The organism is Compostimonas suwonensis, from assembly GCF_002797855.1.
GTDB lineage: Bacteria > Actinomycetota > Actinomycetes > Actinomycetales > Microbacteriaceae > Compostimonas > Compostimonas suwonensis.
The window spans coordinates 523,150-545,378 of sequence record NZ_PGFB01000004.1; the positions used below are offsets into that span (position 1 = coordinate 523,150).

The window sequence follows — 22,229 nt, forward strand, 5'->3', positions numbered from 1 at the left end:
GGTCACGCCTTTATATAGGGTTTGCCGGATGCCGCGGGCCCTCGTGAGTAGCCCACGAGGCCGGCCACGGCGAAGATCGTCACGACATAGGGCAGCATCAGCAGGAACTCGCTGGGCACCGGCGAGCCGATGACCCCCAGCACGTTCTGCAGGTTGGTCGCGAACCCGAAGAGCAGGGCCGCGAGGGTCGCCCGGATCGGATCCCAGCGCCCGAAGATCACGGCCGCGAGGGCGATGAAGCCCGCGCCCGCCGTCATCTCCTTGCCGAACGCGCCGACCGAGCCAAGGGTGAAGTAGGCGCCTCCGAGCCCCGCGATCGCGCCGGCGAGGGAGACGTTCCAGAACCGGGTGCCGGTCACGTTGATGCCCACGGTGTCGGCGGCCTGCGGGTGCTCGCCGACCGAGCGCAGCCGCAGGCCCCAGCGGGTGTGGAAGAGGCCGAAGTAGACCGCCGCGACGGCGACGTACATGAGGTAGACGACGATCGTCTGCCGGAAGAGCACGGGCCCGAGGATCGGGATCTCGCTGAGGACGGGGATGTCGATGCGATCGAAGCGGGGCGGCGAGTTGAGCGCCTCGTTGTTCGCGAGCACCTGCGAGTAGAGGAAGCTCGTGAGGCCCGTGACGAGCACGTTGAGCACGACGCCCACGATCACCTGGTCGACGAGGTACTTGATCGAGAAGGCCGCGAGCACGAAGGAGACGAGCGTGCCCGCCACCATCGCCGCGAGAAGCCCGATGTACGGGGAGCCCGTGACCGAGGCCACGACGGCCGAGACGAAGGCGCCGGCGAGCAGCTGGCCCTCGATCGCGACGTTGACGACGCCCACACGCTCGGAGATGACACCGCCGAGCGCACCGAAGATGAGCGGGATGCTGAGCCCCAGCGTTCCGATCAGCAGGCCGTAGACCGGGATGGTCGCCCCCGCCGAGGCCCACACGAGGAAGGCGACCAGGAAGACGAGCGCGAAGCCGCTCACGAGCCACAGGGAGATCCTGCGCCCCTGCTGCACGAGGATCACGACGAGCACCGTGAGGATCGCGAGCACGATCGTGAGCACGATGTCGGTCGACGTCGTCGGGAAGGGGATGGCCGGCAGCTGGATCACGTCGGTCTCGGTCGAGAGCCGGAAGGTGCTCACGCCCTCGCGGCCGAAGACGACGAAGAGCACGAGCGCGATGATCGTGAAGACCCCGAGAGCGATCGGCACCTTCCAGCTCTTGATGACCGTCTTCTGGAGGCCGAGGCCCACGGTGTCGGGGTGGTTGTGCTCGGTTGCCGTTGTCATTTCGCCACCGCCACCTTCCGGGTCTTGGCCTGTCGGGGAGCGCTGCCCGGGGCGGGCAGCCGGAAGATCGCCCGCACGAGCGGCGGGGCGGCGATGAAGAGCACGATGAGCGACTGCACGACGAGCACGATGTCGATGGGGATGCCCTCAGCCGCCTGCATCGCGAAGCCTCCCGCCTTGAACGCGCCGAAGAGGACGCCGGCCACGAAGATGCCCCACGGCTTCGATCGGCCGAGCAGGGCTACGGTGATCGCGTCGAAGCCGATGCCGGCGTCGATGCCCGAGGAGAACCCGGTCGTGACGGTGCCGAGCACCTGCGAGACGCCCGCGAGACCGACGAGGCCGCCCGAGATGAGCATGGCGTAGACGTACATGTTGTTGACGTTGATGCCCGCGACCCGCGCCGCGTTGGGGTTCTCGCCGACCGCGCGGAACTTGAAGCCCAGGCTCGATCGGTTGAGCAGCCACCACACGACGACGGTCGCGAGGATCACGAACACGAAGCCGAGGTGCAGGTTGTACTGCGGCCCCAGGATCTGCGGGAAGATCGCGGTGTCGGCCATCGGCGGCGACTTCGGGTTGTTCGATCCGGGAGCCTGGAGGGCGCCGGGCGTGCGCAGCAGGTAGGCGACGAGGTAGAACGCCACGTAGTTGAGCATGATCGTGACGATGACCTCGTGAGCGCCCGTGCGGGCCTTGAGCAGACCCGCGATCCCGCCCCAGAGCGCACCGCCGATGACACCCGCGAGCAGCGCGAGCACGAGGTGCACGCCGTAGGGCAGGTCGAAGGAGAAGGCGACCCAGCCGGCGCAGGCGGCCGCGATGAGCATCTGCCCGCGGCCGCCGATGTTGAACATGCCCACCCGGAACGCGAGACCGACGCCGAGGCCCGCCGCGATGAGCGGTGTCGCGAAGGTGAGGGTCTCGGTGAGGGGTTTGATGCCCGCCTCGAAGCCCGGTCGGCGGAAGTTGTAGATCGAGCCCTGGAAGAGCGAGGAGTACGCTCCCGACACCGACTCCCAGATCGCCGCGAGCGTGTCGCCGGGGCGCGAGAAGAAGTAGACGGATGCCGCCTGCACCTTGTCATCCGTGAGTGCGATGAGGATGCCACCCGCGACGAGCGCGAGCACGACCGCGAGCACCGAGATGAGCCAGCTGCCCGAGAGGATCTCGCGCAGCGCGACGTTCCAGCGCGAGGGCGGCTCGACCTCGGGAGCCGCGGCAGGGGCCACGGCGGGGGTCTGCCCCGGCTCGAGGGGGGTCTGGGCATCCGGCTTCTGGCCGGCTGCGGGGATCTGGCTGTCGGTCACGCTGCTGCCACCCCTTCCGGGCGTTCTCCGGCCATCATGAGACCGAGCACTTCACGGGGGGTGTCACCCGGCACGATGCCGACGATGCCGCCGCGGTACATGACCGCGATGCGGTCGGCGAGGGCGACGACCTCGTCGAGCTCGGTCGACACGACGACGACGGGAACACCCGAGTCGCGGGTCTCGACGATGCGCTTGTGCACGAACTCGATCGAGCCGACGTCGATGCCGCGGGTCGGCTGGGCCGCGACGAAGAGCCGCAGCTCGCGGCTCAGCTCACGGGCGAGCACGACCTTCTGCTGGTTGCCGCCGGAGAGGCGGCCCACGGCGGTCGTGATGCCCTGGGCGCGCACATCGAACTCCTTCACCTTGTCGCGCGCGAACTCGGCGAGGTAGCCGAGCTGTAGATTGCCGCCCTTGACGAAGGGCGGGCTGTCGCTGCGATCGAGCATGAGGTTCTCGGCGATCGTGAACTCGCTCACGAGGCCGTCCTCCTGGCGGTCCTCCGGCACGAAGCCGACTCCCGCGTTGAGGATCCTGCGCACGCTCATGCCCGTGAGCGCGACGCCGTCGAGCGAGACCGTGCCGGTCACCCGCGGCTGCAGGCCGAGCAGGGCCTCGGTGAGCTCGGTCTGCCCGTTGCCCTGCACGCCGGCGATCGCGAGGATCTCACCGCGCCGCACCTCGAAGCTCACCTCGTTGACGACGATCTGGCCGTGCGGGTCGATGACGGAGAGGTTCTCGACGACGAGAGCCCGGTCGCCGGGCCGGGCCGGGTCTTTGTGCACGGTGAGCTCGACCGCGCGGCCGACCATGAGGTTGGCGAGATCGGCGTTGCTGGCGGTCGGGGACGCCTCGCCGACGACCCTGCCGAGACGGATGACCGTGATGCGGTCGGCGACCTCGCGCACCTCCCGCAGCTTGTGGGTGATGAAGACGATGGCGGTGCCGGCATCCCGCAGCTGGCGCATGATCTGCATGAGCTCGTCGGTCTCCTGCGGGGTCAGCACGGCGGTCGGCTCGTCGAACACGAGCACCTTCGCCTGCCGGGAGAGGGCCTTGATGATCTCGACGCGCTGCTGCACGCCGACGGGGAGGTCTTCGACGAGCGCATCGGGGTCGAGGTCGAAGCCGAACCGCTCGGAGGTCTCCCGCACGTGCCTGCGCGCGGACTGCAGATCGAGGCGTCCGCCGAACGTCGTCTCCTCGTGTCCGAGCATCACGTTCTCGGCGACCGTGAAGACGGGGATGAGCATAAAGTGCTGGTGCACCATGCCGATGCCCGCGTTCATCGCGTCGCCCGGTCCGGCGAAGTGCTGCACGACGTCGTCGAGCAGGATCTCGCCCTCGTCGGCCTGGTACAGGCCGTAGAGCACGTTCATGAGCGTGGACTTGCCCGCGCCGTTCTCGCCGAGCAGGGCGTGGATCTCACCCGGCTCGACCGTGAGGTCGATGTGGTCGTTGGCAACAAGTGTTCCGAAACGCTTGGTGATGCCCCGTAGTTCGAGCTTCATGGTCTCCGATTCTTCCATGGTGAGCACGACACTGTGCCCGGTTCTGCGGGATGTCCACCGCGGGTGATGCCGATGATGCGAAGTCTGTGTGCGGCCCGGCAGCGTTCCGGGCCTGAAACGGGCTCGGGGAGTCCAGCGTGACGCTGGGCTCCCCGAGCCTCGTGTTCTGGTGCTACTGCTTGGGCGACGAGGGCGACTCGACGGGAATCGAGCCGTCGATGATGCCGGCCTTCACGTCGTCGAGCTGCGACTGCAGGTCGGCGGGGACCTGAGACTCGAAGTCGTGGAACGGCGCGATTCCGACACCGTCGTTCTCGAGGGTTCCGACGAACGGCGTGTTGTCGAACTCGCCGGCTCCGGCGGCCGTGACGACGTCGGAGACGCCGACCTTGATGCCCTTGAGCACCGAGGTGAGGAACAGGTCGGCGTTGTCGGGGTCGGTCTCGGTCAGGTCGGCGTCGACGCCGATCATCGCGACGGGCTTGCCGGAGTCGCGGATCGCCTCGATCGCGCTCTGGTAGATCGGGCCGCCGACGGGCATGAGCACGTCAGCGCCCTGGTCGATGAGGGTCTGCGCGGCCGACTTCGACTCGACGCCGGCTGCGAAGCCGCCCGTGAAGCTACCGGTCTGGCTCGCGACATCCCAGCCCGCGACCTTGACGGCCGTGCCGTTCTGCGTGTTGAAGTAGTTGACGCCGTCTGCGAAGCCGTCCATGAAGATCGTCACGGTCGGGATCTGCATTCCGCCGTAGGTTCCGACGGTTCCGGTCTTCGAGTAGGCCGCCGCGGTGTAGCCGGCGAGGAACGCGGCCTGAGCGGTGTCGAAGATGATCGGCTTGCCGTTGTCGACATCCGGGGTGCCGTCGAAGTCGGCGTCGAGCTGGTCGTCGATGATCGCGAACTCGAGGTCGGGGTTGGCCTCCGCCGCTGCGATGGTCGCCTCGGAGAGGAGGAAGCCGACGGTGACGATAAGGGTGCAGCCCTGGTCGATGAGGCTGTCGATGTTGGGGGCGAAGTCGGTCTCGGAGGCCGACTCGACGGTGATGGGCTCGACGCCCAGGGCGTCTGCGGCCTCGGTCAGGCCCTCGAAGCCGAGCTGGTTGAACGACTTGTCGTTGAATCCGCCCGAGTCGGAGACCATACAGGGAAGGAAGTCGCTGTCGGCGGCGGGCGAACCGCTCGTGCCTCCAGATTCGGGCGCGGGCGCGCAGCCGGCGAAGAGCGCGGCGACGCCCAGGGTGGCGATGCCACCGAGCGCGGCCCTACGGATGCTGTTTCTCAAGATGTCCTCCAAGGTGCTTCGCCTGCCGAGGGCAGGAGCTGTGTGGCATCCACGTTACCCAATGTTTCATCGCGCACATGAGCAAAATTCGACCTGCCGCACAAGCGTTACAAACCCGCTACACAGGCGAAATATCGGGGAGCCGGAGGGGTCCGCGACCCGGAGGAATCGGCGCGGGTTCCGCTACTCGGGGGTGCTCGGCGAGGTCACGACGATCGTGCCGTCGACGATCGAGGCGCGCAGGGCGTCGATCTCGCTCGCGAGCTCCTCGCTCACGAGGGCGGAGCGGTCGTGGTAAGGCGCGATGTCGACGCCCGAGTTCGCGAGGGTGCCGATGAAGGGGTCGCTGCTGAAATCGCCGTCGATGTCGCCGCCGACGATATCGACCACGGCGTCCTGGGTGTTCTTGAGCACGCTCGTGAGCACGACGGGGCGCGCCTCGGCGGGGAGCGTCTCGAAGCCGTCGTTGTCGACCCAGACGATCGACACCGTGCCCGATTCAGCGGCAGCGGCAGCGGCGCCCTCGCCGACCTGCCCCGCGACCGGCATGATCACGTCGGCGCCCTGGTCGATGAAGCTCTGGGCGAAGGACTTGCCCTTCGAGATGTCCTCGAAGTCGCCGGTGAAGACGCCGTCCTGGGATTCCTTGCTCCAGCCGAGCGTCTTGACGGCCGTGCCGTGCACCTCGTTGTAGTGGGCGACGCCGTCGACGAAGCCGTCCATGAACAGGGTGACGGGAGGCTGGTTGCCGCCTCCGAAGGTCGCGACCGTGCCGGTCTTCGTGACGCCCGCTGCGAGGTAGCCCGCGAGGTAGGAGGCCTGGGCCGTGTCGAAGACAATGGGCTTGACGTTGGGCGCGTCGACGACCTCGTCGACGATCGCGAAGTGCACGTCGGGGTTGTCGGCGGCCTGGCTCGCCGTGGCGTCGGCGAGCTCGAAGCCGACCGTCAGGATGAACTGACAGCCCGTGTCGACGGCCTGCTGCACGTTCGGGGCGAGGTCGGTCTCGGTCGTCGAGACGATCGCGTCGACGTCGATGCCGAACTCGTCGCTGGCCTTCTCGAGGCCCTCCCAGCTCGACTGGTTGAAGGAGCGGTCCTCGAGTCCCCCCGAGTTCGTGACCATACGCGCGCAGTAGCCGGATGCCGCGTCGGTGGTGGCCCCGCCCTGCTCGGGTGCCGGCGCGCAGCCGGCGAGCGCGAGCGCCGCGAGGGCGGTCGTGACAGCTGCGAGGATCCGGTTCCGTGGGCTCGTCATGGGGAAAGCCTAGCTCCGGGAGCGCCGAGCGCGGGTTTGTTCTCGGGCGACGAGCGCCGAGGGGGCGCGCCCGCGAACACGGCCGCGCTCGGCGGCATCCGCTCGAGGGGTTCGCGCTAGAGCACGTCCTGGCCCCCCGAGATCCGCAGCGCGTCGACCACGGCCTTGACCTTCTGCGCGTTCTCGCTCGTGGTCACGAGCAGGGCGTCGGGGGTGTCGACGACGACGATGTCGCGCACCCCGATGAGGCTGATGATGCGATTCGACTGCGAGACGACGACACCGCTGCTCGAGTCGGCGAGCACACGAGCGTTCTGGCCGAGGATGGCCAGATCCGACTTGCGCCCGCCCGAGTGCAGCTTCGCGAGGGAGGCGAAGTCGCCCACGTCGTCCCAGTCGAAGTGGCCGGGGATGACCGCGAGGGTGCCCGCGGCGGCCGCGGGCTCGGCGACGGAGTAGTCGATCGCGATCTTCGGCAGGGTCGGCCAGATGCGGTCGACGACCGCTCCCCTGCGGGTCGAGTCCCAGGCCTCCGCGAGCTCCAGGAGCCCCGCGAGCAGCTCGGGCTGGGTCTTGCCGAGCTCCTCGAGGAGGCGGTCGGCGCGCGCGATGAACATCCCGGCGTTCCACAGGTACTCGCCGCTCGCCGTGTAGCCCTGAGCCGTCTCGAGGTCGGGTTTCTCGACGAACTTGTCGACGGCCATGGCCGTCGGGGCGCCGTCGATCTCGAGCGGGCCGGACATGTGGATGTAGCCGAAGCCGACGGCCGACTCGGTGGGCCGGATGCCGATCGTCGCGATGTACCCCGCGTCGGCGGCGGCGTACGCCTCGCGCACCGCCTGCTGGAAGATGCGCTCGCCCTTGATGACGTGGTCGGCCGCGAAGGAGCCGATGATGACGCCCGGCTCCCTGCGCTCCAGGATCGCGGCGGCGAGCCCGATGGCCGCGGAGGAGTCGCGCGGCTCGCTCTCGAGCACGACGTTGAGGTCGTGCAGCTTCGGCAGCTGGGCCTCGACCGCCGCGCGGTGGGCGCGACCGGTGACGACCATGATGCGCTGCTCCCCGCTCAGCGGCGCGAGCCTGTCCCAGGTGTCGTGCAGGAGGGTCTGCCCCGAGCCCGAGAGGTCGTGGAGGAACTTGGGGGCGTCGGCGCGCGAGAGCGGCCACAGGCGCGAGCCGATGCCACCGGCGGGGATCACGCTGTAGAAACGATCGAATCCTGCGAGTGGCTTGGTCATGCCGCCCAGACTACCGGGATGAGCGCACGGCGACGGCATGACGACAGCACGGCGACTGCACGACGACTGCGCTCACTGCTGGTCACCCAACGGGCGGCCCGGGTTCACCTCGAGTTAACGGTTCCGCCATCGGGCGAACCTAGCTTGGGTACCATGCGGGTCGCGGTAGTAACCGAGAGCTTCCTCCCCACGGTCAATGGGGTCACCAACAGTGTCTGCAAGGTGCTCGATCACCTCAGGGTGACGGGCCACGAGGCCATGGTCATCGCACCGACGGCCGGCGCCCCCCGCCGCTACGCGGGCTTCCCCGTGCACGAGGTCCCCGCGGTCTCGTACCGCGAGTTCCCGGTCGGCCTCCCGAACGTCTACGTGCAGCGCCTGCTCTCCGATTTCAACCCGGACGTGCTGCACGCGGCATCCCCCTTCCTGCTGGGCGCGCAGGCCATCGCAGCCGCGAACCGGCAGAACGTGCCCTCCGTCGCGATCTTCCAGACGGATGTCGCGGGCTACGCCAAGCGCAACCGCCTGGGCCCGGCGACCAGGCTGGCCTGGCGCCTCGTGCGCTGGGTGCACGACGGCGCCGACCGCACGCTCGTGCCCTCCTCGGCCTCGGCCGCCGACCTGAGCGACGCCGGCATCGAGCGCGTCGAGCGCTGGGGCCGCGGAGTCGACCTCGAGGGCTACCACCCCAACAACCGCTCCCTGCCGCAGACGGCCGAGCTGCGCGAGCGGCTCTCCCCCGACGGCGAGATCGTCATCGGCTACGTCGGCCGCATCGCCCCCGAGAAGCAGGTCGAGCGCCTCGAGGCGCTGCGCGGCATCCGAGGCATCAGCATCGCCATCGTCGGCGACGGGCCCTCGCTCGAGTCGGTGCGCCGGCGTCTCGACGGCATGAACGTGCACTTCCTCGGCCGGCTGTCGGGCGCGGCCCTGCAGGCCGCGTACTCGAGCTTCGACGTCTTCGTGCACGCCGGCACGGAGGAGACCTTCGGCCAGACCCTGCAGGAGGCGTTCGCGAGCGGACGCCCCGTGGTCGCCCCCCGCGCGGGCGGCCCCATCGACCTCGTCGACCACGGGGCCAACGGCTACCTCTTCGAGCCCGACTCCAACGCGAGCCTGAGGGAGTGCGTCGAGGCACTCGTCGACGACGCGCCCCGACGACTGCGGATGGGCGAGGCCGGCCGTCGTTCGGTGATCGGCCGGTCGTGGTCGGCTCTCGGCGACGAGCTGCTCGGCCACTACGAGGCGGTCGTGAGCGATCGCGCCGGGCTCGCGCCCTACGCCGCCCCCGCGTCCCTGCGCCGGATGTCGCGCGCCGCGCTCAAGACGACCGACATCCTGCGCTGAGCGCGGGTTCCCTCCGATTCCTTCTCGCAACCGCAAGAACTCCTTCTTTTAATCGCGAGGGGCGGATGTCTCGACGTCGAGACAGTTAGGCTCGCCTTAGCAGCACGAGACCGCACGGCCGACGTAGACTTGCAGAGCGAGTTCCGCGGGTGTCTGTGCGTCATCGTGAAGTCGACGGCCGACGTCGCCGCATCGCGAACTCGACTCGATCATTCGTTCGATCACTCAGCCAGGGAGGGTTGTTCATGCCAGAGCCGACGGCAGGAACCCTGACACCGTCCACCCGCGTCTCCCGGGGGCCCAAGCGTCCTGCCGGAACGCTCTATCGCGGACGCGAGGGCATGTGGTCGTGGGTGCTGCACCGCATCACCGGCGTGGCCATCTTCTTCTTCCTGCTCGTGCACATCCTCGACACGGCTCTCGTGCGGGTGAGCCCCGAGGCGTACAACGCGGTCATCGGCACCTACCAGACGCCCATCATGGGGCTCGGCGAGATCGCGCTCGTGGGCGCGATCGGCTTCCACGCCTTCAACGGCATCCGCATCATCCTCATCGACTTCTGGCGCAAGGGCGCGAAGTACCAGAAGGTCATGTTCTACATCGTCATCGGCCTCTGGGTCGTGCTGATGATCGGTTTCGTCCCCCGCCAGCTCATCCACATCTTCGGCCACTAGGAGAGGGGAACGACATGTCGGTCACCATCGAAGCGCCTCGCACCCCCGCCCGTCGCCGCAACCGCGGAGTGAACTGGGAGAAGTGGGGCTGGATCTACATGCGCGCGTCGGGCGTTGTGCTCATCGTGCTCATCTTCGGCCACCTGTTCGTCAACCTCTGGCTCGGCGAAGGCGTCAACCAGATCGACTTCGCCTTCGTCGCGGGCAAGCTCTCGAGCCCGTTCTGGCAGGTCTGGGACGTCCTGATGCTCTGGCTCGCCCTCATCCACGGCGCCAACGGCATGCGCACGATCGTCAACGACTACGCGACGCACCCGATCACGCGGGCCATCCTCACATGGGCCATCGCGGCCTCGGCGGCGATCCTCATCGTGCTCGGAACGCTCGTGGTCTTCACCTTCGACCCGTGCCCCGCCGGGCAGCCCGCGGATCTGATCGCCTCGTTCTGCCCCGTGCAGTAGCGAGCGACGGGCAGTGGCGAGCGGCGACGCGGCATCCGACATCCGGAACCTGAAAGAACGACGAGAGGCAAGACACACGTGGTGAGTGACGCAGAAGCCCGGGACCCGGGAAACTCCGCATCGTGGACGCCCGAGGGTACCGGACAGGTCATCGACGGCGTGCACTACCACCAATTCGACATCGTGATCGTGGGTGCCGGCGGTGCCGGCATGCGCGCCGCGATCGAAGCGGGGCCGCACGCGAAGACGGCCGTGATCTCCAAGCTCTACCCGACCCGCTCGCACACCGGCGCCGCCCAGGGCGGCATGGCCGCAGCGCTCGCGAACGTCGAGGAGGACAACTGGGAGTGGCACACCTTCGACACCGTCAAGGGCGGTGACTACCTGGTCGACCAGGACGCCGCCGAGATCCTCGCGAAGGAGGCCATCGACGCGGTCATCGACCTCGAGAACATGGGCCTGCCGTTCAACAGGACGCCGGAGGGCAAGATCGACCAGCGCCGCTTCGGCGGCCACACCCGCGACCACGGCAAGGCCCCCGTGCGCCGCGCCTGCTACGCGGCCGACCGCACGGGTCACATGATCCTGCAGACGCTCTTCCAGAACTGCGTCAAGCTCGGCATCAACTTCTTCAACGAGTACTACGTGCTCGACCTGGTCATGACCGAGGTCGACGGCGTCAAGAAGCCCTCGGGCGTCGTCGCCTACGAGCTCTCCACCGGCGAGCTGCACGTCTTCCAGGCCAAGGCCGTGATCTTCGCGACCGGCGGCTTCGGCAAGATCTACAAGACCACCTCCAACGCGCACACGCTCACGGGCGACGGCGTCGGCATCGTCTGGCGCAAGGGCCTGCCGCTCGAGGACATGGAGTTCTTCCAGTTCCACCCGACGGGGCTCGCCGGCCTCGGCATCCTGCTCACGGAGGGCGCCCGCGGTGAGGGCGCGATCCTGCGCAACGCGAGCGGCGAGCGTTTTATGGAGCGCTACGCGCCGACCATCAAAGACCTCGCCCCGCGTGACATCGTCGCGAGATGCATGGTGCAGGAGGTCGCGGAGGGCCGCGGCGCCGGCCCGCACAAAGACTACGTGCTGCTCGACTGCACGCACCTCGGCGCCGAGGTGCTCGAGACGAAGCTCCCCGACATCACCGAGTTCGCGCGCACCTATCTCGGCGTCGACCCCGTCGTCGAGCCCGTGCCCGTGATGCCGACCGCGCACTACGCGATGGGCGGCATCCCCACGAACGTGCGGGCGGAGGTGCTCAGCGACAACACGACCGTCGTGCCCGGCCTCTACGCCGCCGGCGAGTGCGCGTGCGTCTCGGTGCACGGCTCCAACCGCCTCGGCACCAACTCGCTGCTCGACATCAACGTCTTCGGCAAGCGCGCCGGCAACAACGCCGTCGAGTACGTGAAGACCGCCGAGTTCGTGCCGCTGCCGGATGACCCGGCCCGCGAGATCCGCGAGCTCGTGCAGCGCCTCAGCACCTCCGACGGCACCGAGCGCATCGCCTCGATCCGCCGCGAGCTGCAGGAGGAGATGGACAAGAACGCCCAGGTCTTCCGCACCGACGAGTCGCTCGCCCAGGTCACCGAGACCATCCACGGCCTGCGCGAGCGCTACAAGAACATCGTCGTGCAAGACAAGGGCAAGCGGTTCAACACCGACCTGCTCGAGGCGATCGAGCTCGGCTTCCTGCTCGACCTCGCCGAGGTCGTCGTCTACTCGGCCCGCAACCGCAAGGAGAGCCGCGGCGGCCACATGCGCGACGACTACCCTAAGCGCGACGACGAGAACTACATGAAGCACACGATGGCCTACCTCACGGGCGACCCGCACTCCGCGGATGCCGGTGACCACATCAGACTCGACACGAAACCCGTCGTCGTCACGAACTACCAGCCCATGGAGAGGAAGTACTAAGCGTGAGCACTGCAATTCTGGACTCTCCCGCACCGGCCGAATCGGATGCCGTACAGAGCTTCACGATCACGCTCATCATCCGCCGGTTCATCCCGGAGATCGACACCGAGCCGCGTTGGGAGGATTTCGACGTCGAGGTGTACCCGACCGACAGGATCCTCGACGCCCTCCACAAGATCAAGTGGGAGCAGGACGGCTCGCTGACCTTCCGCCGCTCGTGCGCGCACGGCATCTGCGGCTCCGACGCCATGCGCATCAACGGCCGCAACCGCCTCGCCTGCAAGACGCTCATCAAGGATCTCGACATCGAGAAGCCCATCTACGTGGAGGCCATCAAGGGCCTGCCGCTCGAGAAGGACCTCGTCGTCGACATGGACCCCTTCTTCGCGTCGTTCCGCGAGGTGCAGCCCTTCCTCGTCTCGAAGACGAAGGCGGAACCGGGCAAGGAGCGCATCCAGTCGGTCGCCGACCGCGCCCGCTTCGACGACACGACCAAGTGCATCCTCTGCGCGGCGTGCACCTCGAGCTGCCCCGTGTTCTGGACGGACGGCCAGTACTTCGGCCCGGCCGCGATCGTCAATGCGCACCGCTTCATCTTCGACAGCCGCGACGACAACGCGGCCGTGCGCCTCGACATCCTCAACGACAAGGAGGGGGTGTGGCGCTGCCGCACGACCTTCAACTGCACCGACGCGTGCCCCCGCGGCATCCAGGTGACGCAGGCCATCGCCGAGGTCAAGCAGGCCATCATGCGCGGCAAGCCGTAGAGCTCCGCACCGAGAAGGGCGTCCCGTCGATGACGGGGCGCCCTTTCGCGTTGTCGGGAGGGCCCGGCAGGGTTGAGGGACGGAGTCCGCCCGGGCCAGCGCGCTGACGCCGAAGGAACGAGGGATGCTCAGATAATGTGGGAGGCGACGCCCCCACCGACCCGAACGTCGGTGGGGGCGCCGCCAGCTCGTGGGGCAGGTTTCGCCGCGACCTAGACTTCGCGGTTCCTTCTGCGGCGGATGAGAACGACGACCGTGAGCAGCACGCCCAGACCCAGCAGGGCGAATCCGAGCGGGCCCATCCAGCTTCCGGTGAAGCCCGTGCTCGGCAGTCCGCCGGCGGGCGTCGCCGCATTGACCGGGTTCGGGTCGCAGTTCGGGTCGGCGGGCGGGTAGACCACCGTTCCGGCTGTCGTCGGGTTCAGGCGCACCTCGGTGACGGCCGAGCTGCGCAGATCGTAGTTCGGGTCGGCGGGGTCGAGCACCCAGCGGCCGTTCGGCAGCTGACGCCATCCGGGCCATCCGACGGTCACGCCCTGGTCGTCGACCACGGCGCCCGGCCAGAGCTGCTCGCCCGTGATGGGGTCGCCGTCCTGCCAGCCCTCGGGGATCGCGATCGGGTTGACGACCTTCGCACCGTTCGCGAGGATCGCCGCGACATCCGATGCCGGGATGCTCGGGTCGCGCAGCTCGTAGCCGTTCTGCGTCCACCAGATGAGGTCGATGTCGAGCGGGTCGATGTTCTGCGTGTTGTACGGCGTCACCGTGTACTGCAGGTACGGCGTGTTCGCGAGGCAGACGCCCTGAGCGGAGACGGCGATCGACTTGACCGGCGTCACGCTCGTCGACTCGTTGTTCGACGGATCCTTCTCGACGCCGTCGCTCGTGACGACCGCGGTGTTCAGGATGTCGAGGATCTTGCCCTCGGGGTCGCCGTTCTCGCGGGGCAGGGTCGCGGCCGTGGTCACCCAGAAGGTGAACTCCGCCTGACCGCCGGCCTCGAAGGGCTCCGTCTTGCTGAGGGTGAGGACCCCGCCGAACCCGTTCGCGTCGGCTCCGTCGAGTGTGACCGTCCAACCGTCGGGTACGGCGTAGGTCGTGGGATCGACCGCGATCGTCACCGGGATCTCGTCGCTGACGACCGTGTTCGGCGCCGCGACCTCTCCGAGGTTCTGGATCGTGAAGGTGTACTGGTAGCGATCGTTCTCATCGGTCGGGACAGCGGCGCCTTCAGCGGTTTCACCCCCGCTCGTCTTCGTGATCGCAAGGTCGACGGGGTGGCCGGTGTTGGTGATCGTGCAGGTGACGTCGCCGCCCAGGGGCACGGTCGCGACCGTGGCGTCCTGGTCGTCGCAGCTCCAGGCGCTCGCGGTGTAGAAGCCGAGCAGCGGGTTGTCGCTCGCCGTCGCCTCGTTCAGCGCGTAGTCGCCCGTCGGCACGATCCGGGTGATGCCCTGACCGTCGGTCTTGCCGAGGCCGGCGACGATCACGGGGCCGCCTGTCGCGGTCAGCATCCAGTCGCTCGGCTGACCGAGTACGTTGTCACCGAGGTCGAGTCCGTCGAACTGCGAGTTGTCGACGTTCTTGACGATCGTGAGACGGCCGACCGGGATGTCCTGGCAGGCGTCGTCGCTGTACTCGACGGTGCCGTTGGTCATCGTGGCCTCATTGTCGAAGCCGTGGCCGGGCGTTCCCGTCTCGCACTGCGCGGTCGTCACGTCGGCGAGGGCGGCGACGTCGACCGTGAGGGTCACCGTGTAATCGTGCACCGTCGGGGCCTCGCCCGCGTGGGCGATGACCACGTCGTCCGCGAGGACTCCGCCGGCCCAGCCCGGGATCGGGCCGTCGGGGCCCGTCGCCGCGTAGGCCGTCACCGTCGCGCCGGCCGGGAGGGCCGGGGTATCGGAGAGGTCGTAGTAGAGATCCTGCGCGGAGGCGTTCGTCACCGTGATCGCGTAGTTCACGACCCACTTCCCGTCGACGAGCTGCGGGGTTCCGACGTTGGTCTTCTCGACCGTCGTACGCGCCGGCTCCGAGCAGTCGGTGGCCGTCTGGCCGTTGCTGCCGTCGGCGAGGGTCACCGTGGCCGCGTTGCGGAAGCCGCCCGCGGTCACGCCGTTGTCGCCCGGCAGGCACTCGGCTGTGCCGTTGTCGAAGGCCGACGCGGCGACCGTCGCGGTGACGGTGACGGTGTAGTCGTCGACCCCGCCCGCCGCGAGCGCCTGGCCCGTGGCGAGTGCCGTGTGGTCACCGGCGCCGGTCCACGTCGCGACGCCGTTGCCGGGGCCGGTCGCGGAGAGGGAGTTGATCGTGATGCCCGTTCCGAACGTCGTGACCGGCGAGTCGTCGAGGTCGTAGGCGAGCGGCACGACGTTGCTCTGGTTGGTCACCGTGATGTCGTAGACCACGCTCCAGGTGCCGTCGGCGTTCTGGGTCGTGCTCGAGACGGTCTTCTCGATCGCCGGAACGGCGGCCTTGGCCGTGTTCGTGATGACGCACGTCACGTCGTCGCCCGGGCCCAGGTGGAGGGTCGCGTTCTCGACCAGCACGGCGCCGTCGACGTCGGTGCACTCCCACGCGCTCGCGGTGAACTCGTCGGAGTAGGGGAAGTCGGCGACGGGCGCCTCGGCGAGGGTGTACTCGCCGGAGTCGACCGCGGCGTCCGTGATCGTCGCGTCACCGGTCACACCGCTGACCGCCGTGGGGCCGTCGGCGCTGAGCGTCCAGTTCTGCGGTGCGATGTCGAGGTCGGCGGGCTGGACCTCTTTGACGAGGGTCAGCTTCGGCGCGACATCCGTGTTCTCGATGGTGCACGTGACGTCGGCGCCGTAGCCCAGGGAGACCGTCGAGCCTGTGAGGGTGAAGTCGCCCTGCTCGGCCGCGCACGTCCAGTCGGTCAGCACGGTCCAGCCGGCGGGTCCGCCCTGCTCGGCGAGGGCGTAGTCGACTCCCTGGCCGACGGTGCCGCTGGCCTGGCCGTCACCGCTGAAGCTGTCGGTGCGCCCGGCGCCGGTGGCCGAGAGCTTCCACTGGGTGGGGAGCGCCTGGCCGCCGTGGGTCGGGGTGACCTTCTTGACGAGCGTCAGGTTCTGCTCGCAGTCGACGACGTTCTCGAGCTCGTAGCTGTTGAGCTCCTTGTCGAGGGTCTTCGTGCCGCCGCCGTTCGACTCGAGCGTGCAGCCCTCGGGAACCTCGGCGGTCTCGCTCACGTTCACGGTCGCGCCCGCCTGGTAGCCGCCGTAGACCGTGCCGAACGCGGGGGCGTTCTGCTGGGTCAGCAGCAGGGCTGCGCTGAAGCCGTCGGGCTGGTCGCCGTTCGCGTAGCCGGTGCCGTCGATCGTCCAGCTCTTGGTCACGACGACCTTCACGGGGATGTCGGCACAGGCGTCGTCGGTGAACTCGTCGTCGCCCGAGCTCAGGGTCGCTCCGTTGAAGAGGCCCTTGCCCGATCCGTCGCCAGTCGTCGCGCAGCGGAGATCCGCCGCGTCGGCGTCGTCGGCGATCGAGAAGACCACGGTGACCGTGAAGACGTCGACCGCCTGAGCGGGCAGCTGCACTCCCGAGGCGACCACGTCGGTCGTCGGCGCTGCGCCGTTCGTCGTGTTCCACGCGGTATTGACCGTCGCGTCGGCGCTCGTCACGGTGCGGCTGAGCACGGTGGCACCGGGCGCGAACGCCGGCACGTCGCTCAGGTCGTAGACGAGCGACTGCTCGGTGTCGGTGTTCGTCGCGGTGAGCGTGTAGCTCACCGACCAGTCGTTCCCGGAGGCGACGGGCTGGCCCGCCGCGATCGTCTTGGTGAAGCTCGGCTTCGCGGGGTGCGAGCAGTCCTCGGCCGGCTGCTCGGTGCCGCCCGAGGTGAGCACGGCCGTGTTGAGGAACCCGGTCCCGGTCTCGCCGTCCTGAAGCTCGCAGTCGGCAGCGGGGGTGCCCGTGACGCCGGCGGCGACGGAGGCGTTCACCGTGACCGTGTAGACGTGCACCGCCTGCGCGGCGATCGTCTGCTCGCTCACGACCTGGGTCTTCGAGGTGCCGTTCCAGTCGGCGGCGGGTGCCGGCGTGCCGGCTCCCGCGACGATCGTCGGAGTGCCCACGATCGAGATGCCCTGGCCGTAGGCGAGGGTGTCGCTCAGGCTGTACTTCGTCACGTAGCTCTCGTTGCCGGTCACGGTCACGTCGTACGCGATCGTCCAGCTTCCGTCGGCGTTCTGCGTCGTCGAGGTGACCGTCTTGTCGACCGTCGGGGTGCCGGCATCCGTCACGTCGCCGCAGGCCGTGTCGGACGGCTCGTCCGCACCGCTCTTCAGGGTGATCGTGTTGATGAAGCCCTTGCCGTGCGCCTCGTCGTCGCACGTCGTGACCGACGTGGGCAGCCCGGCCGGGACCTCGACGGTGAAGCTCACCACGTAGCTGTGGGTCGCTCCCGCCTCGATCTGGATGGGCGTGTCAGCGGGGATGATGACGCCGTTCGCGTCGCTCCAGCTGCCGACCGTGACGGCCGGGGTGCCCGCTCCCGCGGTGACCGTCCAGTCGTCGATCGTGATCTGGCCGTCCCAGTTCGGGGTGTCGGTGAGGCTGTACCACGCGGCCTTGCCGTTCGAGTTGTCGACGTCGACGACGTAGCTGACGTTCCACGAGCCGTCCGGCTGCTGGGTCACGGTCGGGGTGTTCTTCTCCGGCACCGGCAGGGTGGGCGTGTCGCAGGCGTTCTTCTCCGTCGTCGCGCCACCCGTGGTCAGGGTCGCGACGTTGCGGAAGCCGGTTCCCGTCTCGGGGGCGTCGAGGGAGCAGTCGGCGGCGGCTGTGCCGATGACGCCGGCGGCGATCTGCGCGTTCGCCGTGATCCGGTAGGTGTCGGTCGCCCCGGCGGCCAGGGGCCGTTCATCGGCGAGGGCCGTCTTGTCGACGCCGTTCCAGTCGATCGGCTGATCGGGTGCCAGCACGGCGGTCGAGCTCGGCAGGGCGGTGATGCCCGCTCCGAAGGCGGGGGTGTCGCTCAGGTCGTAGACGCCCGTGGTCGCACCGCTGTTGGTCACGGTCACGAGGTAGCCGATCGTCCAGCTGCCGTCTTCGTTCTGGTGGGCCGGGCCGTCGAGGGTCTTCGTGTGGGTGATCTTCGGAAGCGGGATCGTCGCGCAGTCGCCGTCGTCGAGCGTCTGGTTGCCCGAGAGCACGGTGCCGTCGTTGACGATGCCGTTCGACGTGCCGGGTGCGCAGACGAGCGTCGCGGGGTCGGCCGACGAGCTCACGGCGACCGTGAGCGTCACGGTGTAGGAGTGCGTCGTGCTGGCGGGCAGCACGACCGCCGTGTTGATCGCCGGGCTGCCGGGCCCGAAGGCGGGCACGGCGTTCGGGGCGGGCGCCGAGTCGATCGGGGCGACGGTCGCGTTCGTGAGCGTCGTTCCGGCGGGCAGGGCGTGCGGCGTGTCGCTCAGGTCGTAGACGACTCCGGTCGTTCCCGAGGGGTTGGTCACGGTGAGCGTGTAGTTCACGTTCCACGTTCCGTCGCCGTTGTCGACGACGTCACCGGCGGTCTTCGAGAAGCTCGGCACAACCGGCTCGACGCAGTCCTCCGCGGGGGTCGTCGTGCCGTTGTGCGTGAGCACGGCGGTGTTGAGGAAGCCGCCGGCCGCCGGCGTGGAGCCGGGCAGGCACTCGAGGGTGCTCGGGGTCTTCGTGAAGGCGCCGGGCTCGACCGTCGCGTTGACGGTCACGACGTAGATGGCCGTGGTGCTCGGCGCGAGCGCCGTTCCCGCGGCCGCGAGCTCGTTGGCACCGGTCGCCGCGATCGCCACGGGGGTGGTGCTGCCGGGCTTGAGCACGTCGGCCGAGTTCACGACGATGTCGCCGCCGAACTTCAGGGTGTCGCTGAGCGCGTAGTCGGTGGCCTTGACCGAGCTGGGGTTGGTCACGGCGATGTCGTAGACGATCGTCCAGCTGCCGTCGGCGTTCGCCACGGGGTCGTGCGCCGTCTTGGTGATCGTCGGCACGACCGGGTTGAGCGTGTTGGTGATCTCGCAGGTCACGTTCTGGCCGACCGCGAGGCCCGGGAGCTTGCCGCCGGTCAACGTTCCGTAGCCGTTGTCGCAGACCCAGGCGCTGTGGCCGAACTCGCCCGCGCCGCTGAAGCCGGCGACCGGCTGCTCGCTCAGGGTGAAGTCGACGCCCGCCTTGACGGTGACGAACCCGTTCGTGCCGCCCGCGCCGCCGATGCTCTGCGTGCCGCCGGTGCCCGAGAGGATCCAGTTCGTGGCGGGCGTGTCGGCGCCGCTGACCTTCTTCACGAGCTTGAGGGTCGTGGGCTTCTCGGTGTTGACGAAGAGGCAGTAGACGTCGTCGAGCGCGTTCGCCGTGACGGATGTCGCGGGGGCGTAGCTGCCGTTGACGCCGACCTTGCACTCGAGCGAGGTCTGCTCGTAGCCGGAGGGGCCGCCCGCCTCGGAGAGCTCGTACTTCTGGCCGGGGAGGATGCTGATCGAGTGGCCGTTCGGGAAGGCGCCGTCGACGGTGCCGGCGGTCAGGCCGGCCTTCTTCGGGTCGGCGGTGAGCTGCCACTGGCCGGGGGTCGCCGTGCCGCCGTTGGCGTTGTCGACCTTCTTGATGAGCGTCAGCTTCGCGGTCTGGTTGATCGCGGTGCAGACGGTCGCTTTGCCGAGGGGCACGCTCGGGTTCGAGGTCACGACGGTGGTGCCGTCGGTCACGCACTCCCACTGCTTGAGCGTGTAGAGCTTGGTCGCGGCATCCGTCGCAGACTCGGAGAGGCTGTACGCGACGGCCGGGGTCACGTCGTGCTTGACGCCCGAGGTGCCGGGCGCGAAGTCCTTCGATCCGCTCGGGCCGGTGGCGTCGAGGGTCCAGAGGCTCACGTTCGCGTCGCCTGCACCGCCCTCGACCTCCTTCTTCAGCTCGAGGGTGGTCGGGCAGGTGATCGTGTTGACGATCCTGAAGGTGTTGGTGCCCGCAGTGAGGCCGGTCGCGGTCGCACCGTTGAGCGAGGATCCGCCGTCGACCTTGCTGAAGCTCGCGGTGGGAGTCGTGCATCCCGCGGGGACACCCGTGTAGCTCTCCGACATCGTGACGCCGCCGCCGATGGAGTACTTGTCGCGGGCGACGCCCCAGTCCTGGTTGCTCGCGCCGGCGGAGCCCGGGCCCGTGAGCTTGAGCTGCGCGGTGAGGCCGAAGGGGTTGGTGTTCTGCGGCTGGTCGACGCCGTTGACGTTCCAGACCTTGTTGACGACAACCGAGGCGCCGAGCTGCGTGTTGGTCACCGTGCAGTCGATCGAGTCGCCGACCTTCACCCCCGTGAGGGTGAAGGATGAGGCGTTAGCCACAGGAAGCGCGTCGCCGTTGTTGGCGCAGGCCACCGAGGCGAACTGCCAGCCGGCCTGGGGAGATTCGGCGATCGTCAGGTTCGCGGTGTCGTCTTTCGCACCGAACTTGAGCTTCCATTCGAGGCTGCCGTCGGTTCCCGTGGCCTGGGCGCCGTTCGGCGTCAGGTCGCCCGCGCCGTTCAGCGTCGGGGTGAACTGCCAGTTCGCGCCGTTCGCGGTGGAGCCGTCGAGTCGCTTCTCGAGCTTGTGGACGGTGACCGGGACCTCACAGGTGATCGACTTCGCGAAGTCGGACAGGAGCGGCTTGAGGTCTTGCCAGCCGGTCTTGAAGTAGTCCGACTGGTTGAGGGATGCACCCTCAACGTAGCCGGTGGGCCCCGAGATCGAGCTCAGGTTGCTGTCGCTGAGGTCGTCGCCGATTCCCACCGTGATGACGCGCTTGCCCTTGTCCTTGATGGCGTTGGCCGAGAAGATCGCCTGTTCGAGCTCACGGAAGTAGGTGTTGCTTCCGGGGCCGGTCGGGCCTGTGCCCGAGAAGGTGGGGTTTCCGTCGGTGAGCACGACGGCGAGGTCGTAGGAGTCGGCGTTGCCGCTGACCTCCCACAGGCCGCGATCCCAGTTGGTGCCGTTCGACTCGTAGTTCGGCGTGTTGAAGCTCGCGATGTAGCCGTCGATGCGGGAGTTGAGGGTGTTGAGGTTCGAGTCGATGGGCAGCGCGTTCGGGAAGTTGGAGGTTCCGGCCCGCGGCGAGAGGTCGCCGAAGGAGTAGAGGGCGACGCTCGAGTTCGTGCCTCGAAGCGCGTCGACGAAGCCTTTCGCCGCGTCTCCCAGCGTTCCCGCCGCGCCGGCGTTCTTGACCGAACCCGAGAGGTCGAGCAGCAAGGCCACGCGGATACCCGCGTTGCACTGCGGCTGGAGGGTGGGGTTCTTGAGCTTGTTGGCCCACTGGCCGCTGGTCTGGTAGGCGCTGGACGACGCATCCTGGTCTTCGGGGAGGTCGACCGTGGTGTTGGACTTCAGCTCGGGAGTGCGGTAAGCGTACACGCGTTCGACACCGGCGCCCGAACCGCCGGTGCGCAGTGTGTCGATGACGTCGTAGTGCTCGGCTGCGGGGGTTCCCGGAACCGGCTCGAGCTCTTCGACCCAGAACTGCTTGTTGCGATTGGAACCGCCCGAGTTCGTGTCGGGAACGGAGAAGTAGCAGTAGCCGTTGTCGCCCGCGCCGATCGTGCACTGGGCCCACGCCGCGGTGAGCGGGGCTCCGGGCTCTCCGTCGTTCTCCGAATGCAGCTGGAAACGCGCGCCCTCCGCATAGCTGTGTGCCACGGCGGTCGCGCCCGATCCGGTGCGCACATCACGCTTCGTGATCCTGATGATGGTCGTCGAGTTCGTCGGGGTGACCGCAGCGACCTCGTTGGCGCTCGACGGCGCGATCGTCCGAGCCGACGGGCCCTCCGTGCCGGGGCCGACGGGGTCGTCGCTCGGAGCGGTGCCGTCCGGTTCGGCGTCCGGAGCCGTCTCCTCGGGGGTCGCCTCGGTCTCGGGGGTCGCCTCGGGTGTGCTCACCTCGGTCTGCGAGGTCACCTCGGGGGGAGTCTGCCCCTCGTTCCCCTCTGCCGCGAAAGCCGTCGTGGGCAGACCGATGGCCATAAGAGCGGCTATCGAGACGCTCGCGAGGGCGAGATCGATCCGGCGACGCAGGCGCCTCGCCCGTGGGGCGAGGTCGTTGCGACGAGCGGCGAATCGGTTGCGGCGCCCATTTCTAGGGGTTTTTGGGCGCACTGAACTACGGGTAAACGAGACGGACATTCGGGTATGCCAAATCTGTTGGATGCT

The 22,229-nt window shown here is 68.6% G+C and carries 12 protein-coding genes; 5 read left to right on the forward strand and 7 right to left on the reverse strand.

The window, feature by feature from the left end:
- Positions 1-2 precede the first annotated feature (2 nt).
- From CLV54_RS13480 to CLV54_RS13505, 6 genes are all read right to left on the reverse strand, one after another.
- A complete protein-coding gene (locus CLV54_RS13480) occupies positions 3-1,289 on the reverse strand; it encodes an ABC transporter permease (protein WP_100345473.1) in 1,287 nt (428 codons plus the stop codon).
- On the reverse strand, positions 1,286-2,599 hold the full coding sequence (locus tag CLV54_RS13485; RefSeq protein ID WP_425430283.1) for an ABC transporter permease: 1,314 nt from the start codon (positions 2,597-2,599) through the stop codon (positions 1,286-1,288). The genes CLV54_RS13480 and CLV54_RS13485 overlap by 4 nt, the downstream gene beginning before the upstream one ends.
- Positions 2,596-4,113 (reverse strand): ABC transporter ATP-binding protein, encoded by a 1,518-nt coding sequence (locus tag CLV54_RS13490; protein ID WP_100345545.1) that lies wholly within the window; start codon positions 4,111-4,113, stop codon positions 2,596-2,598. The genes CLV54_RS13485 and CLV54_RS13490 overlap by 4 nt, the downstream gene beginning before the upstream one ends.
- A 172-nt stretch (positions 4,114-4,285) precedes the next feature.
- Positions 4,286-5,395 carry a BMP family lipoprotein gene (locus tag CLV54_RS13495; protein WP_100345546.1) on the reverse strand — a complete coding sequence of 370 codons (1,110 nt, stop codon included), beginning with the start codon at positions 5,393-5,395 and terminating at the stop codon, positions 4,286-4,288.
- 183 nt (positions 5,396-5,578) lie between these two features.
- Positions 5,579-6,652 carry a BMP family lipoprotein gene (locus CLV54_RS13500; protein WP_100345474.1) on the reverse strand — a complete coding sequence of 358 codons (1,074 nt, stop codon included), beginning with the start codon at positions 6,650-6,652 and terminating at the stop codon, positions 5,579-5,581.
- 116 nt (positions 6,653-6,768) lie between these two features.
- Positions 6,769-7,890 carry a mannose-1-phosphate guanylyltransferase gene (locus CLV54_RS13505; RefSeq protein WP_100345475.1) on the reverse strand — a complete coding sequence of 374 codons (1,122 nt, stop codon included), beginning with the start codon at positions 7,888-7,890 and terminating at the stop codon, positions 6,769-6,771.
- A 153-nt stretch (positions 7,891-8,043) separates the two neighbouring features.
- Between CLV54_RS13505 and CLV54_RS13510 the strand changes: the two genes are divergently transcribed.
- From CLV54_RS13510 to CLV54_RS13530, 5 genes are all read left to right on the forward strand, one after another.
- A complete protein-coding gene (locus tag CLV54_RS13510) occupies positions 8,044-9,237 on the forward strand; it encodes a glycosyltransferase family 4 protein (protein WP_100345476.1) in 1,194 nt (397 codons plus the stop codon).
- A 245-nt stretch (positions 9,238-9,482) separates the two neighbouring features.
- Complete coding sequence (sdhC, locus tag CLV54_RS13515; protein ID WP_100345547.1) at positions 9,483-9,911, forward strand: succinate dehydrogenase, cytochrome b556 subunit; 429 nt, start codon at positions 9,483-9,485, stop codon at positions 9,909-9,911.
- Between the two features lie 14 nt (positions 9,912-9,925).
- Entirely contained in the window at positions 9,926-10,372 is a 447-nt protein-coding gene (locus CLV54_RS13520) for a succinate dehydrogenase hydrophobic membrane anchor subunit (protein WP_100345477.1), read from the forward strand.
- 150 nt (positions 10,373-10,522) lie between these two features.
- Positions 10,523-12,295 carry a succinate dehydrogenase flavoprotein subunit gene (gene sdhA / locus CLV54_RS13525; protein ID WP_100345548.1) on the forward strand — a complete coding sequence of 591 codons (1,773 nt, stop codon included), beginning with the start codon at positions 10,523-10,525 and terminating at the stop codon, positions 12,293-12,295.
- A 2-nt stretch (positions 12,296-12,297) separates the two neighbouring features.
- Complete coding sequence (locus CLV54_RS13530) at positions 12,298-13,062, forward strand: succinate dehydrogenase iron-sulfur subunit (protein WP_100345478.1); 765 nt, start codon at positions 12,298-12,300, stop codon at positions 13,060-13,062.
- Positions 13,063-13,274: 212 nt separating this feature from the next.
- Here CLV54_RS13530 and CLV54_RS13535 read toward each other — a convergent pair whose 3' ends face one another.
- Positions 13,275-21,977: a prealbumin-like fold domain-containing protein gene (locus tag CLV54_RS13535; RefSeq protein WP_157802972.1), complete on the reverse strand. Its 8,703-nt coding sequence runs from the start codon at positions 21,975-21,977 to the stop codon at positions 13,275-13,277.
- Positions 21,978-22,229 lie beyond the last annotated feature (252 nt).

Excerpts from the sequence above, each read along its gene's own strand:
- CLV54_RS13520 (WP_100345477.1), top strand. The coding sequence starts at position 9,926 with ATGTCGGTCACCATCGAAGCGCCTCGCACCCCCGCCCGTCGCCGCAAC.
- CLV54_RS13510 (WP_100345476.1), top strand. The coding sequence starts at position 8,044 with ATGCGGGTCGCGGTAGTAACCGAGAGCTTCCTCCCCACGGTCAATGGG.
- CLV54_RS13500 (WP_100345474.1), bottom strand. The coding sequence starts at position 6,652 with ATGACGAGCCCACGGAACCGGATCCTCGCAGCTGTCACGACCGCCCTC.
- CLV54_RS13490 (WP_100345545.1), bottom strand. The coding sequence starts at position 4,113 with ATGAAGCTCGAACTACGGGGCATCACCAAGCGTTTCGGAACACTTGTT.
- sdhC (WP_100345547.1), top strand. The coding sequence starts at position 9,483 with ATGCCAGAGCCGACGGCAGGAACCCTGACACCGTCCACCCGCGTCTCC.
- CLV54_RS13480 (WP_100345473.1), bottom strand. The coding sequence starts at position 1,289 with ATGACAACGGCAACCGAGCACAACCACCCCGACACCGTGGGCCTCGGC.
- CLV54_RS13505 (WP_100345475.1), bottom strand. The coding sequence starts at position 7,890 with ATGACCAAGCCACTCGCAGGATTCGATCGTTTCTACAGCGTGATCCCC.